This window comes from Nonomuraea fastidiosa, assembly GCF_042751225.1.
GTDB classification, from domain to species: Bacteria; Actinomycetota; Actinomycetes; order Streptosporangiales; family Streptosporangiaceae; genus Nonomuraea; species Nonomuraea fastidiosa.
This window is the reverse complement of sequence record NZ_CP170570.1, coordinates 3,743,374-3,758,817: the sequence shown is the minus strand read 5'-3', so window position 1 is coordinate 3,758,817 and position 15,444 is coordinate 3,743,374. Positions and strand designations below refer to the sequence as shown.

Annotated in this window: 14 protein-coding genes; 4 read left to right on the top strand and 10 right to left on the bottom strand. The window is 69.2% G+C overall.

What is annotated here, in order from left to right; translation table 11 throughout:
- Nucleotides 1-28: 28 nt before the first annotated feature.
- From ACFMQL_RS17420 to ACFMQL_RS17400, 5 genes are all read right to left on the bottom strand, one after another.
- Entirely contained in the window at nt 29-694 is a 666-nt protein-coding gene (locus ACFMQL_RS17420) for a hypothetical protein (RefSeq protein WP_364068746.1), read from the bottom strand.
- A gap of 23 nt (nt 695-717) precedes the next feature.
- On the bottom strand, nt 718-1,482 hold the full coding sequence (locus ACFMQL_RS17415; RefSeq protein WP_364068748.1) for a class F sortase: 765 nt from the start codon (nt 1,480-1,482) through the stop codon (nt 718-720).
- Nucleotides 1,483-1,488: 6 nt separating this feature from the next.
- Nucleotides 1,489-2,538, bottom strand: coding sequence for a hypothetical protein (locus ACFMQL_RS17410; RefSeq protein ID WP_378786086.1), 1,050 nt, complete (start codon nt 2,536-2,538; stop codon nt 1,489-1,491).
- A gap of 385 nt (nt 2,539-2,923) precedes the next feature.
- Nucleotides 2,924-3,700: a class F sortase gene (locus ACFMQL_RS17405; protein WP_378786085.1), complete on the bottom strand. Its 777-nt coding sequence runs from the start codon at nt 3,698-3,700 to the stop codon at nt 2,924-2,926.
- Between the two features lie 3 nt (nt 3,701-3,703).
- The gene (locus ACFMQL_RS17400; RefSeq protein ID WP_364068754.1) at nt 3,704-5,020 is read right to left on the bottom strand and encodes a hypothetical protein; all 1,317 of its coding nucleotides are present in this window, start codon (nt 5,018-5,020) and stop codon (nt 3,704-3,706) included.
- Nucleotides 5,021-5,237: 217 nt separating this feature from the next.
- Here ACFMQL_RS17400 and ACFMQL_RS17395 point away from each other — a divergent pair, with 217 nt between their 5' ends.
- Both ACFMQL_RS17395 and ACFMQL_RS17390 read left to right on the top strand, forming a co-directional pair.
- Entirely contained in the window at nt 5,238-6,383 is a 1,146-nt protein-coding gene (locus tag ACFMQL_RS17395; RefSeq protein WP_378786084.1) for an acyl-CoA dehydrogenase family protein, read from the top strand.
- Nucleotides 6,384-6,427: 44 nt separating this feature from the next.
- The gene (locus ACFMQL_RS17390; protein WP_364068758.1) at nt 6,428-6,589 is read left to right on the top strand and encodes a hypothetical protein; all 162 of its coding nucleotides are present in this window, start codon (nt 6,428-6,430) and stop codon (nt 6,587-6,589) included.
- Here the strand turns inward: ACFMQL_RS17390 and ACFMQL_RS17385 are convergent.
- Nucleotides 6,586-7,374: an alpha/beta fold hydrolase gene (locus ACFMQL_RS17385; protein WP_378786083.1), complete on the bottom strand. Its 789-nt coding sequence runs from the start codon at nt 7,372-7,374 to the stop codon at nt 6,586-6,588. The two genes, ACFMQL_RS17390 and ACFMQL_RS17385, sit on opposite strands and share 4 nt — an antisense overlap.
- 16 nt (nt 7,375-7,390) lie before the next feature.
- Nucleotides 7,391-9,610, bottom strand: coding sequence for a SpoIIE family protein phosphatase (locus tag ACFMQL_RS17380; protein ID WP_378786082.1), 2,220 nt, complete (start codon nt 9,608-9,610; stop codon nt 7,391-7,393).
- Between the two features lie 256 nt (nt 9,611-9,866).
- On the opposite strand from ACFMQL_RS17380, the gene ACFMQL_RS17375 reads away from it, so the two are divergent.
- Nucleotides 9,867-11,003: an IS701 family transposase gene (locus tag ACFMQL_RS17375; RefSeq protein WP_364070935.1), complete on the top strand. Its 1,137-nt coding sequence runs from the start codon at nt 9,867-9,869 to the stop codon at nt 11,001-11,003.
- A gap of 240 nt (nt 11,004-11,243) precedes the next feature.
- Here ACFMQL_RS17375 and ACFMQL_RS17370 read toward each other — a convergent pair whose 3' ends face one another.
- The 3 genes from ACFMQL_RS17370 to pdxH all read right to left on the bottom strand — a co-directional run bounded on the left by ACFMQL_RS17370 (nt 11,244) and on the right by pdxH (nt 14,056).
- Nucleotides 11,244-11,948, bottom strand: coding sequence for a metal-dependent transcriptional regulator (locus ACFMQL_RS17370; protein WP_364068764.1), 705 nt, complete (start codon nt 11,946-11,948; stop codon nt 11,244-11,246).
- A gap of 184 nt (nt 11,949-12,132) precedes the next feature.
- A complete protein-coding gene (locus ACFMQL_RS17365; RefSeq protein WP_364063210.1) occupies nt 12,133-13,368 on the bottom strand; it encodes an MFS transporter in 1,236 nt (411 codons plus the stop codon).
- 10 nt (nt 13,369-13,378) lie between these two features.
- On the bottom strand, nt 13,379-14,056 hold the full coding sequence (gene pdxH / locus ACFMQL_RS17360; RefSeq protein WP_364063207.1) for a pyridoxamine 5'-phosphate oxidase: 678 nt from the start codon (nt 14,054-14,056) through the stop codon (nt 13,379-13,381).
- Nucleotides 14,057-14,316: 260 nt separating this feature from the next.
- On the opposite strand from pdxH, the gene ACFMQL_RS17355 reads away from it, so the two are divergent.
- On the top strand, nt 14,317-15,423 hold the full coding sequence (locus ACFMQL_RS17355; RefSeq protein WP_364063204.1) for a citrate synthase 2: 1,107 nt from the start codon (nt 14,317-14,319) through the stop codon (nt 15,421-15,423).
- The last annotated feature ends 21 nt before the right edge of the window (nt 15,424-15,444 follow it).

Genomic DNA, 15,444 nt, shown 5'->3' with positions numbered 1-15,444 from the left:
GTTACTAGAGGCAGCGTACAACAGGATTTCATTCGGCCGCAGGTCGCTCCGGGGCCACGAGATCCTCCGCCGCGTCGATCCTGAACCGCCACCGATCCACCGCGATGCCGTTGAGCGACTCCGCCAGCTCCAGCGCCAGCGCGCCCAGCTTGACCGGCTCGGCGCCGCGCAGCTCGATCGCCGTCAGCTCGGTGGCGAACGGCAGCAGCTCCTCCGCGGCCGGCGGCTGCCCCGCCTGCGGCACCAGCACCGCCTTGATGTCGCCCGCCGTGAACGCGGGGCCGTCCTCCTCCTGCGCCAGGTGCGGCGACAGCTCCTGGGGCGCCGGGCGTACGGGGAGGATCACCGCGGGACCGCCCTGGTCGTCATCGGCGGGATCGCTCACCTCGCCCCGGCAGATCGCCAGCCCGCCCAGCCGGAACGCCAGGCCCTCGGCGAGATAGCGGTCGAAGTAGTTGAGCGGCAGCGGCCCCTCGGCGGACACCCGCACCGCCCACACCTTCTCCAGCACCCCGCCCGTCAGCTCGGGCTCGGCCTCGACCGGCGCGTGCACGCGCACGTCGGTGGCCACGATGTCGTCGCCGTCGAGCCGGGCCTTCGGGTCGGCGAGCCGGACCAGCCGCAGCAGCTCCGCCTGAGCCGGTTTCGCGGGAACGGCCGCCGTCGGGCCAGTTCGCAGTCTCCGCTTCGCCATCCAGCCCATGCCAGCCTCCGCGCTCAGCTTCGATAGGAGCTCGTCATCGTCGCGTAGACGATCAGGTTGTCGGTGTAGTGGCCAGTGGTGCGATCGTAGGTGCCACTGCAGGTGATCAGGTGGAGCTGCGCGTTCTGCTGGCCGCCATAGACGCGCTGGGTCGGGAACGTCTTCTTGTTCGCCTGCTCCACGCCACCGACGGTGAACACCGCGGTCGTCTTGTCCTGGCGCTTGACCTCGATGGTATCGCCGTTCCTGATCTCCTTCAGCCTGGCGAAGACCGCGGGGCGCGTACGCGTGTCCACATGCCCGAGGAGCACCGCGGGACCCGCCTCACCCGGCGTGGACATGTTGCGATACCAGCCCACAAGGTTGGGATTGTCCGGCGGCGGCACCTCGATCGTGCCGTTCTTCCGCAGGCCCACGGATTTGATCGGCGCGTTGACGCCGAGCCGCTTGATCACGATCCGCACCGGAGTCGAGGGCAGCATCGGCGGGGCCGGGTTGATCTGCGGCAGCGGAGGCGGCACGTTCGCCGGCGCCTGGAAGTACGCCTGCTCCTGCTGGGCGGTGCTCTTCGGCTGCGCCTGCAGGTCGAGGCTGTCGCGGCTGCTCTGCAGGCCGTACTCGGCCGGCGAGCGCAGCACGATCAGCAAACCGGCCACGACCGTGGCGACCCCGGCGATGGCCGCCACGATCAGCACCGCCCTCAGCGCCACGCTGCCCTTGTGCTCCGGAGGAGGAGGGACCGGAGCCTGGGCGCCGCCGTACGGGTAGTAGCCGGACACCGCGGATCAGCTCCTGATCGAGCGCCGGCGCAGGACCAGCCCGCCGATCGCGGCCGCCGCCACCAGCGCGGTGCCCGTCAGGATGAACAGCCGCCCGTCAGGGCCCGCCATGCCGCCCGCACCCGTGTCCGCGCCCGCCTTGGGGGTCTGGGAGTTCCTGGTGGGGGTGCTGGTCGAACGGGTGGCGCTCGGCGTGATCGTCACCGTCGCGGTGTGCGTCTGCGTCGGACGCGGGGTGGTCGTGGTCGGGCTCGGGCTCGGCGTCGGACTGGTGGTGCTGTTGCTGACCGTGAACGAGTACTCCTTAAGGCCCGTCGTGGGAGCCGTGCACTTGAGCGCCGGGCTCGTGGACGAGGTGCCGAACGCGAGGTCACCGGCCGTCAGCTTGACCGTGCCCGTGGTGGTGGGCTTCACCTTGATCGTGACCGTGGGGAGCGTCGTGACCGTGTTACCCGTGGTCGGCGGCGTGAAGGTCGCCTCGCCGGTCGCCGTCGAGGGAGCGCCCGCACCGCTCGCCTTGATCGTCGCGAACATCTTCGCGCCCGTGGTGGGGAAGCCCGTCGGCAGGGTCAGGGTGTCGCCGGTGGACTGGATGGTGCCGGTCCAGGTGATGGAGGCGTCCGCGTTGGCGGTGGCGGAGCTGGGCGGGGTCAGGACGACCTTGATGTCGACCTCGCGCGCCTCGTAGCTGGTGTCGGTGGAGCCGGTGGGGACGTCACAGCTGTACTTGACGACGTCGGTCCCGGTGTCATCGCTGTTGCCGATCGGCACTTCCAGGACCTCGGTGGAGGACGTCGGGGTGCAGGTCGCACTGGTGCTCGGCGTGGAAAGGAGGCTCAGCTCAAGCTGCGTGGGCCGGACGCTGACCTTGCCGGTCGTGCCCGTGGCCACGGGGATCTTGTACACGACCGCCTTCGCCGGAACGGTGGTGCTCGTCGTGACGTCGGCCCCCTCCTTCGCGCCCGAGTCCTGTGGCGTCGGCGTCAGCGTGGCCTCTACCTGCAGCTTCGTGGCGGCGGCAGGAGCCTGCGCAAGAGTCAGGGTCGGAATGCCCACGGAGAGGTCGAATGCCTGACCTGCAGTGACAGAGTCAGGCGCACTTAGTGTGACAGTGATTGACCGCGCGGTCTGAGCCAGCAACGACCCGTTGCACGTGAAAGCGAACTGCTTCTGCACCGCAGCCGATGCCGTGGAGGGCGTCGAGACGACGAAGAAGATGGAGCAAACGAAGACGACGAGCGTACCCATCAATCCCAATGCGGACGTCTTCTGGGCGAGGCGGCGCCCCACCTGGGACATAAGCACGGGTCCTTCTCCGTTTCACAGCGGTGTCAACAGTCGTGCCAGAATTCCAGCCGTTGGTCACGGTCAGGTAGAGATCCTACGAACTGTCTCGGTCAACTTCCCGTAAACCGGCGAATCCACCCCAACTTTCCCACACTCACCCCTTCTTCTTGGACAGCGTCGCGTACACCACGATGTTGTCCGTGTAGTGGTGGGTCTTCTTGTTGTAGACCCCACCGCAGGTGATGAGCCTGAGCTGGGCGTCCTTGGTGTTGCCGTAGACACGCTTGGTCGGGAACGCGTTCTTGCTGGCCTGCTCGATTCCGCTGACCGTGAAGCGGGTGACCTTCCCGTCCGATCGGTACACGTAGATGTGGTCGCCCTTGGCCAGTTCGCGCAGGCGGTCGAAGACGGCGGGGCCCCTGCGGGTGGTGACGTGGCCGTTGATGATCGCAGGACCGGCCTCGCCGGGGACCGGTGAGTACTTGTACCAGCCGGTCCTGTTGGGCCGATTGAGCGGCGGCGTGCCGAGAGCGCCCTTCTTGTCCACCGTGACCGCGCCGATCGGGGCGTTCACCTTGATCTTGGGGATCTTGATGCGGGTCGGCCGCACCCGCGTGGTCTTGGTCTTGGGCTTGGGGATGGCCGGGACGATCGGCGCGGCCGCCGGCGGAGGCGGCGCGTCCAGGCGGGCCGGGGTCAGGGGCACGTTCTTGCCACCGGGCCCGACGGTCGGCGGGAGCACGAACGCGCCCGCGTTCTGCATCTCCACCGTCGTCGGCTCCGCCTGCGCCACCACGCGCGGCTCGGAGCCGTCGTCCACCGGCGGCGCGAGCGACAGCAGGGTCACCATGACCAGGCCGACACCGCCGAGCGAACCGGCGACGAGCAGGCCGGGCATCGCCCGCTGCATCGGGGTCTTCTGCTCGGTCATCGCTTACGCACCTCCCGCGTGCGCGGCCCGCCGCCGCCGCAACAGCAGCCCGCCGCCGGCGCTGCCCGCCACGACGACCATTCCGGTAGCCATCAGTCCGTACGGCGGCCGGTCGTCCTCGTCGGGGGCCACGCCGGTCTCCACGCCACCGCTGGGGGTCTTGGCGACCTGGGCGCGGTAGTACTTGGTCGCGGTCGGGCCGGTGCTCGTCGGGCTGGACGAGGTGCTGCTCGACGCCTGCGGCACCACCCTCACGTGCTCGCCGATGGTCCCGACGTCGTTGTTGTCACCGTCCTGGCCAGGGTCGTTCGGGTCATTGGGGTCCTCACCGGGGTCGGTGGGCTCGTCGGTGGGGTCCTCAGTCGGGTCCTCGGTCGGGTCGTCCGTGGGGTCCGTGGTGGGGCCGGGGACGTTGACGTCGATGGCACCGGGGTCGCCCTGAAGCTCGCAGGTGGCCTCCCCGTACTCGGGCGGCTCGCTGATGCCGCTGGTGGTCACCTGGAAGGCGTCCACGTAGGCGCGCTTGTCCTCGGTGTTGATGACCTCGATCCAGTGGGGGCCGTATTTGAGCGGCGGCGAGGTCCAGAGCACTTGCTGGGTCTCGGTGCCGGTCATCGGGTTGCCGCTGCGGTCCTTGCCCGGCTCGACCAATCCGTCGGTGACGTGCTGACCGTCGATGAGCACCCTGACCGGGCCCAGGTCCTTCTCACGCCGGCCGATGTAGGCGACCTGGGTGCCGACGAAGTCCAGACGCGCCGTGGCGTCCTTCTCCCTGGTCACGTTGATGTCGTGCTTGTAGTCGTCGTACTCGTTGCCCGTGTACCGCGAGCGCCACGTGCCGGTGTAGGTGACCTCGGACTCCGAGTTGTTGACCATGGCCTCGCCCTCGGCGGGCGTGAAGCGGACGGTCAGTTTGCCGGGCTTGAAGCGGATATTCCCCGCACGGGTGATCGAGGCGTTGTCGGAGAGACCTTCCGGCAGGTCAAGGAAGTCACCGGGCACCAGCTCGCCCTGCGGCTGGCCGCCCCTCGGCCGGAGCTGGCCGACCCAGGCGCCGCTGACGTCGACGGTGCCCTCCAGGTCGAGCGAGGACCCTTCGGGGAAGAAGCCGGGCGAGCCGAACCGCTGCACGCTCGTGTACTTCATGTCCCAGCGCACGTTCATGGTGCCCGACTCGATCTGCGGCGTCATGCGTGCTTCGAGATCGACGCCCGCACCGGCGATGCCGCCCGTGCAGTGGTACTTCATGACCAGCGAGGACTCGGCCTGGCCGGGAATCGTGGACGTCGCGACGAATGCCGCCGTTGCCGCTAAGCTCACCGATCCGGCGATCAAAACCCTGCGCCACCGACTCACGGAGACTCCGATCACCCACAAATAGACCGAGGGTAGATCTTATGGCGGGAAACACCGCAACACATGCTGATTCCCCCTCCTTCCAGCACTTGTGATGAACCCGTGTCCGGGTCCCCCACGAGTCTGCGAAAGCGGGTATACGTGGCGGTAACAGAATGGAGTTCTGGCCCGGGAGGCGTTGATGGAGCGTGACCTCTTCGACGAGGAGCACCTGCTCTTCCGCGAGACCGTCCGCGAGTTCATGGCCCGCGAGGTCGTGCCGCACCACCCCCGATGGGAGAAGGACGGCATCGTGCCGCGCGAGGTCTGGAAGAAGGCTGGGGAGCTGGGCATGTTCGGCTTCTCGGTGCCGGTGGAGTACGGCGGCGCGGGCGTCAAGGACTTCCGGTACAACGCGATCATCGTCGAGGAGATCATGCGCCACGGCGCGACCGGCCTCGGCTTCTCGCTGCACAACGACGTCATGGCCCCGTACGTCGTCGATCTGACGAATGACGAGCAGAAACAGCGCTGGCTGCCCGGCTTCGCGAGCGGCGAGCTGATCACCGCGATCGCCATGACCGAGCCGGGCGCGGGCAGCGACCTTCAGGGCATCAGGACCACGGCGGTCCGCGACGGCGACCACTACGTGCTCAACGGGCAGAAGACGTTCATCACGAACGGCATCAACGCCGACCTCGTCGTCGTGGTGGCCAAGACGGACCCGGAGGCGGGCGCGCGGGGCATCACGCTGCTCGTGGTGGAGCGGGGCATGGAGGGCTTCGAACGCGGCAGGAACCTGGACAAGGTCGGCATGAAAGCCCAGGACACGGCCGAGCTGTTCTTCGAGAACGTCCGCGTCCCCGTGGCCAACCGCCTCGGCCCCAAGGAGGGCGAGGGCTTCTTCCAGCTCATGAACAACCTGCCGCAGGAGCGCCTGTCGATCGCGGTGGCGGCGGTGGCCGCGGCGGAGGCGGTGCTTGAGCAGACGATCGAGTACTGCGGGACCCGCCAGGCGTTCGGCCGCAGCATCGGCTCGTTCCAGAACACCCGCTTCGTCCTGGCGGAGCTGGCCACCGAGACCGAGATCGCCCGCCACTACGTGGACAAGTGCGTCCTCGCGCTGAACGACGGCAAGCTGACGGCCGTGGACGCCGCCAAGGCCAAGTGGTGGACGACCGAGCTACAGAACAAGGTCGTCGACCGCTGCGTGCAGTTGCACGGCGGGTACGGCTACATGCTGGAGTACCCGGTCGCCAAGGCGTGGCTGGACAGCCGCGTGCAGACGATCTACGGCGGCACCACCGAGATCATGAAGGAGATCATCGGCCGATCCTTCCAATTCTGACGCCTTCAGCGCGGCAACCCCGATTCCGCCGCATACTGGACAGCATGGACAGCGGCCTGATCCTCCTGATCTTCCTGGCACTGCTGTTCGCCTGGGGCCTCAATCGCGTGCGCCGGGCGATCCGCCTCGGCCCCGTCGGCTACGCCGGTGTGATGATCGTGTTCATCCTGGTCATGCTGCTGCTCTGGGGCCAGACGAAGATCTAGCGCGCACCAGCCCCGCAGGATGACCCCAGGATGACCCCGGCCACCAGTTCAGGGTCGTCGCTCATCGGCACATGGCCGCAGCCCTTGAGCAGCTTCACCCGCTGACCCGACCAGCGCGCCGCGCGTACGGCCTGGCGGCGCAGCAGCAGCCGGTCGTGCTCGCCCCACGCGATCGTGACGGGCGACTTGGGCGGGGCGGGCGGCATCAGTCCGGCGAACGACTCCAGCGTCTCGTCGAACCCGGTCGAGCGCGCCAGCGCCTCGGTGGCCGCGGTCAGAGCGGCGGGGTCGAGGCGTCCGGGGCGGGCGACCATGACGCCGGCCGACACCGTACGCAGGTAGCGGCTCTCCGCCGTCCTGGCGAGCCGCTCCGCCGGCAGCGAGCGGGCCGTGGCGCGCAGCGCGCGCAGCACCGCCTGGCAGTAGAGCAGCTCGGAGCGGGACCAGAACCCGGCGGGAGACAGCGCGGTGGCCGAGCTCACGACGCCGCGCGAGGCCAGCTCGAGCGCGATGTAGCCGCCCAGCGAGTTGCCCGCGACGTGCGGCTCGCGTACGCCGAGCCGCGCACAGAACGACTCGACCGCGTCCGCCAGCGACTCGGCGGTGTAGGGGACGCCGTCGGGCAGGCCGGGCGACGCGCCGAACCCGGGCAGGTCGAGCGCGATCACCGTACGGGCGGCGGCCAGCCGGTCGAGCACCGGCAGCCAGCCCTGCCAGTGGTGGCCGATGCCGTGGATGAGGATCAGCGGCGCGCCGGAGCCCCGTCGTTCGAAGGCCAGGTCCATTGCGCCAGTAGAACACTCACCTGCCGCGCGTGGGAATCTCGAACCAGACGGCTTTGCCTTCCCTGGTAGGACGCGAGCCCCAACGCCTGGCGAGCTGATCCACCAGGTAAAGGCCGCGCCCGCCCTCGTCGTTCTCCCCCGCGCTGCGGATGCGGGGCAGCCGCAGGTCCTGGTCGAACACCTCGACCCAGACCGACTCCGCGCCCCTGCGCAGCCGCAGCGTGAACTCCTTGTCGCCGACCTCCTCCTCTTCGAGGCCGGGGACGTCCCACGACTCCTCGAACGGCAGCGGCGGCCCCTCGACGACCAGCTCCCTGCGCGGCACGCCCGCGGCGGCGGCGTGCAGCACCACGTTGGTCACGACCTCGGAGACCAGCAGGCAGGCCAGCTCGGCCCGCTCTTCAGGGACGTTCCAGCTCGCGAAGGCCTCCGCGGCCATGCGCCGCGCCTCGCCGACCATGATCGGCTGGGCGGGGAAGGTGCGGGACTCGACGTCGAGATCGACGTCGCTGGAGCGGACCACGAGGATCGCCATGTCGTCGTCGATCTCGCCGGGCACCGCGACCGTGGCGGCGTCGGCGATGCGCTCGACCTCGGCGCCGGACAGCTTGGAGAGCTTCTCGCACAGGATGCCGAGCGTCTCCTCCTCGCTCGGCGAGGTGCCGTCGCGGCTGGGCCGGCGATCGACCAGGCCGTCGGTGTAGAGCAGCAGCGCAGCGCCCGGCGGGAGCGTGCGGGTCTCCTCCTTGTAGACGAGGTCGGCGTGCAGGCCCTTGGCGCGCACGCCGAGCGGCTGGCCGACCTCCTCGATCTCCAGCTCGCGGCACTCGCCGTCGACAAGCAGCAGCGGCGGCGCGTGCCCGGCGTTGGCGAACGACAGCTGCCGCGACCAGGCGTCGTAGACCAGGTATTGGCAGGTGACGATCGGCGGGATGCTGACCTCGCCGCCCTTGTCGTCCTGCTCGGGGGTGGCGATGATGCGGGTCCACTCGTCGAGCCTGGCCAGGATGTCGGCCGGCGACTTGTCGTCCTGGGCGAACGCCCGCAGCGCGGCCCTGAGCTGGCCCATGATGGCCGCCGCCTTGGCGCCTCTGCCCTCGACGTCGCCGATCACGATGCCGACGCGGCCGGCCGACAGCGGGATGACGTCGTACCAGTCGCCGCCGACCTGGGTCTGGATGCCCTGGCCGTGGGAGGCGAGCGGGGCGGCCGGGTAGTAGCGCACCGCGATCTGCAGGCCGTCGAGCTGCGGCAGCGCGCGCGGCAGCAGGTATTTCTGGAACGACTCGGCGGTGTGGCGCTCCTCTTCGAAGAGCAGCGCGTTGTCGATCGCGAGCGCGACCCGGGTGGCGATGGCGCCCACGAAGTCGCGGTCGAAGGCGTCGTAGTGGGGGCTGCGGCGGTCGGTGAGGTTGGACAGCCCGAGGTACATCAGCCCGAGCGTCTCGCCCCGCACCAGCAGCGGCGCCACGATGGCCGAGGTCATGCCGATCTCGCCGCACAGCCGCGCGCTGCCCTCGTGGGGCGCGGGGTAGCGGCTGCGGGAGAAGTCTTCGACCAGGATCGTCTCCTGGCGGCGGAGCGCGGTGTCGGCGTAGTGGCCGGAGGGGTAGCGGATCTCCGCCCCCACCGGCTTCCATGTGCCCGACGGCGGCGTCCACCCCTGTACGTGCTGGGAGACCCGGCGGACCAGCCGGTCGCCCTCCATCAGCTCGATGAAGCAGTGGTCGGCGAACTGGGGGACCAGCATCTCGGCGACCCGCTTGAGCGTCTCCTCGACGTACAGCGAGCCGGCCAGCCGCTCGCCGATGCGCTCCAGCAGACCGAAGCGGTCCTTCTCCCGCTCGTTGCTGCGCAGCGCCTCCCTGGCCGTCAGGACGATGCCCGTCACCTGCCCCGAGGGGTGGCGCAGCGGCACCGCCTGCGCCCGGACGTAGACGATCGTGCCGTCGGCGCGCCGCACGTCGAACGTGCCCTCCCAGACGCCGCCGTTGAGCACGTGTTTGGCCAGCTCGACGGCGACCGGGTGGTCCTTCTCCAGGATCCCGAGGGACAGCGACGAGTCACGCGACGGCGACCTGTCCTGCGTGCCGAAGAGCTTTTCGGCGAACGGGTTCCAGTAGAGGAGATTGCTGAAACGGTCGGTGACGATGACCGCCATCTCGGCCTGGTCGAGCACGGCCCCGGCAGCCAGGTGATCGGCCGCTTCTTGTGACAGATCCCCCCAACGCTTCATCCGGAGACCACTCCTCGGGGTGGCGTGTCTGCACGACGGACCACGGGCACTCCTGCAACAGTCTTGGCCAGGGGAGAGTGGAGGGCCTCCCTAGTACTCCAGCCGCACTTCGAGATCTCGATCTGGTCGAGGCTGAGACGTGAGACGGCCACCGCAGTGATCATGTGGGTGTGTGGAATCCAGATGATCGGCGGTGGCCGTGGCAGCCACGGTAGCCGAAATCGACCCGCGTGTATGGGCCGATGCGTTCGATGACCTGTTCGCGCAGGTAGTGGCACCGTTCTTCGGCCGGCGTGAGCCGCGGATCAGAGCGCGTGGTTACCTGCTGGGCCTGCTGAGTTCGCTGGAACGCAAGAACGGCTGGTCCCTGGCCGAGTTCGCCGGAGACGCGACACCCGACGGGATGCAACGACTGCTCAACCACGCCCGCTGGGACGTCGATGCGGTCCGGGATGCACTGCGGGCCCAGGTCGCCGAGCGGCTCGGGTGCCTGGACGGGGTGCTGGTGGTCGACGACACCGGGTTCGAGAAGAAGGGCCGCCGCTCGGCCGGGGTGCAGCGCCAGTACACCGGCACGGCCGGAAAGATCACCAACTGTCAGGTCGGAGTGTTCGCCTCCTACCTGCACCCCGGCCGGCAACGGGTGCTGATCGACCGGGAACTGTATCTGCCCGCTTCCTGGTTCACCGCACCCGAGCGGCGCACCGACGCCGGCATCCCGGAGCAGGTGGAGTTCGCGACCAAACCGGAGCTGGCCTGGAGGATGATCGAGCGGGCCGCCGACGATCCGCTGCTCACCTTCGCCTGGCTCACCGCGGATGAGGGCTACGGCGACAACCCCGTGTTGCGTGAGCGGTGCCGCAGCCGGGGTTTGAGCTACGTGTTCGCTGTCTCCTGTGACCACCCGATCGTGCTGGCCGGCCGGAAGATGCGTGCCGATGAGGTCTTCGCCGCGCTGGAGGAGCAGGCGTGGCAGCGTTACTCCTGCGGCCAGGGTGCCAAGGGCCACCGCTACTACGACTGGGCGTGGATCCCGCTCGGCCCGGCCGAGTGGCTGCTGGCCCGCCGCTCCATCACTGATTCCGGCGAGCTGGCGTTCTACACCTGCTGGGCCACCGGCCCGGTCGCGCTGCCGGAGCTGGTGCGAGTGGCGGGATCGCGGTGGAGCGTGGAGGAATGCTTCCAGGCCACCAAGAACGAGGTCGGCCTGGACCATTACCAGGTCCGCAAGCACCTGGCCTGGTATCGGCACGTCACGTTGGCCATGGTCGCTCACGCTCACCTGGCTTTCCTCGCCGCCGGCCCACCCGGCGCAACGGGCGCTCAGCAGGGCGAGGCTTTCTCGGGCCTGGCCACACAGGGGGCCCTGCCGACAGGGACGATCACAGCTTGAGGGTGCGAACGGTGACGATTCCGGCGAGCTGATCCCGCTTACCGTCAACGAGATCCGGCGTCTGCATGCTCATCTTGCCCAGCCCCGGCACCCTGCCAGTCATCGAATCCGCTGGTCACAGTGGCGACGTCGGCATCAAGCCCGCGCCCGCCGCTGCCATTACCAGCGACAGCGACGAATCATCGATCACTAAATGCGGCTGGAGTACTAGAGGGATTCAACCAAGTAGCCGCGCGCGCGTCAGCGCTTGGAGACAAAAACGTGCGCGGCGATATCGCGGGGGAGTTCCGCAGGAGTTTCGTTCGCGTCACCGTCACCTGTCACCCGTACACCGTCGTCGCTCGCCGCGAGCGTCACCTCGCGTCCGGGTTGTATCCCAACTTGCTTGAGTTTAAGCATCGCAGCGGGATCGCTTTGCACTTGTTCGCTGATTCGGCGCACGACGACGGCCGTATCGCCGTTGGCGGCGAGCTCGCTCATCGTGGCGAGCGCGTCGTCGCCGGTCTCGGCGGGCTCGCGGGCACCCAGCTCCGCCAGGCCGGGGATCGGGTTGCCGTGCGGGCAGACGGTCGGGTTGTCGAGCAGCGTCACGAGCCGCGTCTCGACGGACTCGGACATGACGTGCTCCCAGCGGCACGCCTCGATGTGCACCTCTTCCCAGGGCAGGCCGATGACCTGGGTGAGCAGGCATTCCGCGAGGCGGTGCTTGCGCATCACGCGGGTGGCGAGCGTGCGCCCCAGCTCGGTCATCGCGAGGTGACGGTCACCTTCGACGCGGACCAACCCGTCGCGCTCCATGCGGGCGACGGTCTGGCTGACAGTGGGGCCACTTTGCTGAAGGCGCTCTGCGATGCGGGCCCGGAGGGGGACGATGCCCTCTTCTTCGAGCTCGTAAATCGTGCGGAGATACATCTCCGTGGTATCGATCAGGCCGTGTGCGGTCAAGGCTCCTCCCAACTGCATGGTACGCCGTTCGAGGTGGGGACTGAGCCCGTCGAACTCGGGCGCAGAAGTCACACGAACCCTATGGGGAGAACGGCCGGGGACGGTTAAGGAAGCAAACAATTGAGCGGCCGGGTTCGTTCCCGGCCGCCCGGCCGCCGCTCATTACGGAAACGGCGGCAATGCGCTAGCGGGCGCGGTATTCGCGGAAGCCGCGTACGGACAACCCGACGATGAGCACGGTGACGGCGCAGGCGAGCCCGCCGCCCACCCAGGCCCCGGTGAGCCCGAACGCGGTCGCCGTCGCGCCGGCCCGCAGCTCGCCGAGGCGCGGCCCGCCGGCCACCACGACGAGGAAGACGCCCTGGAGCCGCCCCCGCATCTCGTCGGGCGCGTAGAGCTGCAGGATCGACTGCCGCCACACCGAGGAGATGACGTCGGCGACGCCGCCGACGGCCATGAGCAGCACCACCAGCCACAGGTCGTGCGCGAGCCCCGCGCCCGCGACCGCGAGCCCCCAGACGGCGATGATGATCGACAGCGCCACCCCCTGCCGTTTGACGCGGCCGACCCAGCCGGAGAACAGCGCGCCGGCCACGGAGCCGATGCCCATGGCCGAGGTCATCCAGCCGAGCGCCAGCTCCGAGCCGCCGAAGCGCTCGGCGGTCAGCTCGGGGAACAGCGCCCTGGGCATGGCGAGGACCATCGCGATGATGTCCACGACGAACGACATCAGCAGCACGGGGCTCTTGGCGATGAAGCTGAAGCCGTCGATCACGGACTTGAGCCCCGGCCTGGTCACCTTCCCCAGCGGGGGCAGCGGGGGCAGCTTGAGCGACGCGTAAAGGCTGGCGGTGAAGAGCACGGCGTCGAGTGCGTACGCCGCCGCGAACCCGCCGCCGGTCATCGCGATCGCCCCGATCATCGGGCCGACGACCGCGCCCATGCTGTAGACGAGCGAGTTGAGCGCGTTCGCGGCCGGCACCAGCTCGGCGCCCAGGATGCGCGGGATGATCGCGCCCCTGGTCGGCCCGGTGATCGCGAAGCCGGTGGAGTTGACCGCGACCGCGAGGAGGATCAGCCAGACGTTGCCCAGGCCCAGCAGGGCCTGGACGAAGATGAACAGGGTGGCCGTCCAGGCGATGAGCGAGCCGGTGATGAGCAGCTTGCGCCGGTCGACGGCGTCGGCGATGGCTCCGCCCCACAGACCGAAGACGACCAGCGGGATCAGGTTGGCCATGCCGATCAGCCCCACGTAGAACGAGGACTGAGTCAGCTCGAAGACCTGCTGGCCGACCGCGATGACGGTGACGTGCACTCCGATGTTGGAGACGGTCTGGCCGGCCCAGATCCGCCGGTAGGCCGGGACGCCCAGCGGGCGCGTATCGACGAAATGACGCTTGACCAGATCCCCGATTTGCACTTAAGAGACACTAAGGGGCAAGTCTCTCCAGAACCCAACCGGGTCGTGTCCGCCGGTACCGGAGCCGGTCGTGCATCCTGTCGAGCTGCCCCTGCCAGAACTCCACCTCAAGGGGGTAGACGCGGAAGCCTCCCCAGAAGTCGGGCACCGGAGGGTTCTCCGGCCAGCGGGCCGCCAGCTCCTCGTAGCGGGCGTCCAGCTCCTCCCTCGACCGCACCACCGCCGACTGCCGCGAGGCCCACGCGCCGATGCGCGAGCCGTACGGGCGGGAGTTGAAGTATTCGGCGGACTCCTCCTGCGACATGCGCGTCACCGTGCCCTCCACGCGGACCTGGCGGCGCAGCGGATGCCAGGGGAAGAGCAGGGACGCGCGCGGGTTCTCCGCCAGGTCGCGGCCCTTGCGGGACTCGTAGTTGGTGTAGAAGACGAATCCGCGTTCGTCGTAGCCCTTGAGCAGGACCGTCCTGGCGCTCGGCCGGCCGCCCGCGGAGGCGGTGGCGAGCACCATCGCGTTGGGCTCGGGCAGCCCGGCGTCGAGCGCCTCCTGGAACCAGGCGGTGAACTGCGTGATCGGGTCGGCGGCGAGGTCCGATTCGAGCAGCGGCTCGCCCTCGTACGTACGGCGAAGCCCCGCCAGCATGGGCGGGCGCGGGGTGGCATCCACGAGACGGTATTCTTGCGCGCTCATGCGGCGGATCACATGATGGGTCCGCTTGCCAGCGGGTCGTCCCCCAAAGTCCGACCCAGCCTTCGACCAGGGGCTTTGCCCGAACGGCGGGTCCGGAGACCGACCACGACCTGGGAGGGGGTTAAATTGACCCGCCGGTATCTCGACATCAACATAGCGGGCCAGCACGAGGGGAGAACGACTGTGAGACCCCTGCGGCGGCCGCGACATGGCAGAGCATCGCGTTGCCGAAACATGGCAAGAAAGGGAGGCGGCCGAGAATGTCCGACTTCAAACCCGGCCTCGAAGGCGTCGTAGCTTTCGAGACCGAGATCGCGGAACCGGACAAAGAAGGGGGCGCCCTTCGATACCGGGGCGTCGACATCGAAGAGCTGGTCGGCCGTGTCCCATTCGGGCACGTTTGGGGCCTTCTGGTCGACAACGCGTTCCAGCCGGGCCTGCCCCCGGCGGAGCCGTACCCCATCCCTGTCCACTCCGGAGACATCCGCGTCGACGTGCAGAGCGCGCTGGCGATGCTGGCTCCGGCCTACGGCTTCAAGCCGCTGCTCGACATCAGCGACGAGGAGGCGCGCGACCAGCTCGCGCGCGCGTCGGTGATGGCCCTGTCCTTCGTCGCGCAGTCCGCGCGCGGCCTCGGCCTGCCGATGGTGCCGCAGAGCCGCGTGGACGAGGCCAAGACCATCGTCGAGCGTTTCATGATCCGCTGGCGCGGTGAGCCCGACCCCAAGCATGTCAAGGCCATCGACGCCTACTGGACCTCCGCCGCCGAGCACGGCATGAACGCCTCCACGTTCACCGCCCGCGTCATCGCCTCCACCGGCGCCGACGTGGCGGCCGCGCTGTCCGGCGCGGTCGGCGCGATGTCGGGCCCGCTGCACGGCGGCGCCCCCGCGCGCGTCCTGCACATGATCGAAGGCGTCGAGCAGCTCGGCGACGCCAAGAAGTACGTCCAGAGCGAGCTCGACAAGGGCAACCGCCTCATGGGCTTCGGCCACCGCGTCTACCGCGCGGAGGACCCGCGGGCCCGCGTGCTGCGGCGCACCGCCAAGGAGCTGGGCGCGCCCCGCTACGAGGTCGCCGCCGCCCTTGAGCAGGCCGCGCTGGAGGAGCTGCACGCCCGCAAGCCCGACCGGGTGCTGGCCACCAACGTGGAGTACTGGGCCGCCGTGGTCCTCGACTTCGCCGAGGTGCCCGCCCACATGTTCACCTCCATGTTCACCTGCGCCCGCACGGCCGGCTGGGCCGCGCACATCCTGGAGCAGAAGCGCACGGGCAGGCTGGTCCGCCCCAGCGCCAAGTACGTCGGCCCGGCCTCGCGCCCGCTGACCGACGTCCCAGGGGCCGACGAGGTCGTCGGCAAGTTCTGACTCGCACATCCCCCGCTGACG

Bases quoted from the DNA above. Each gene is read 5' to 3' on its own strand.
- ACFMQL_RS17420 (WP_364068746.1), bottom strand. From the start codon at position 694: ATGGCGAAGCGGAGACTGCGAACTGGCCCGACGGCGGCCGTTCCCGCG.
- ACFMQL_RS17405 (WP_378786085.1), bottom strand. From the start codon at position 3,700: ATGACCGAGCAGAAGACCCCGATGCAGCGGGCGATGCCCGGCCTGCTC.
- ACFMQL_RS17395 (WP_378786084.1), top strand. From the start codon at position 5,238: ATGGAGCGTGACCTCTTCGACGAGGAGCACCTGCTCTTCCGCGAGACC.
- ACFMQL_RS17390 (WP_364068758.1), top strand. From the start codon at position 6,428: ATGGACAGCGGCCTGATCCTCCTGATCTTCCTGGCACTGCTGTTCGCC.
- ACFMQL_RS17385 (WP_378786083.1), bottom strand. From the start codon at position 7,374: ATGGACCTGGCCTTCGAACGACGGGGCTCCGGCGCGCCGCTGATCCTC.
- ACFMQL_RS17380 (WP_378786082.1), bottom strand. From the start codon at position 9,610: ATGAAGCGTTGGGGGGATCTGTCACAAGAAGCGGCCGATCACCTGGCT.
- pdxH (WP_364063207.1), bottom strand. From the start codon at position 14,056: ATGAGCGCGCAAGAATACCGTCTCGTGGATGCCACCCCGCGCCCGCCC.
- ACFMQL_RS17355 (WP_364063204.1), top strand. From the start codon at position 14,317: ATGTCCGACTTCAAACCCGGCCTCGAAGGCGTCGTAGCTTTCGAGACC.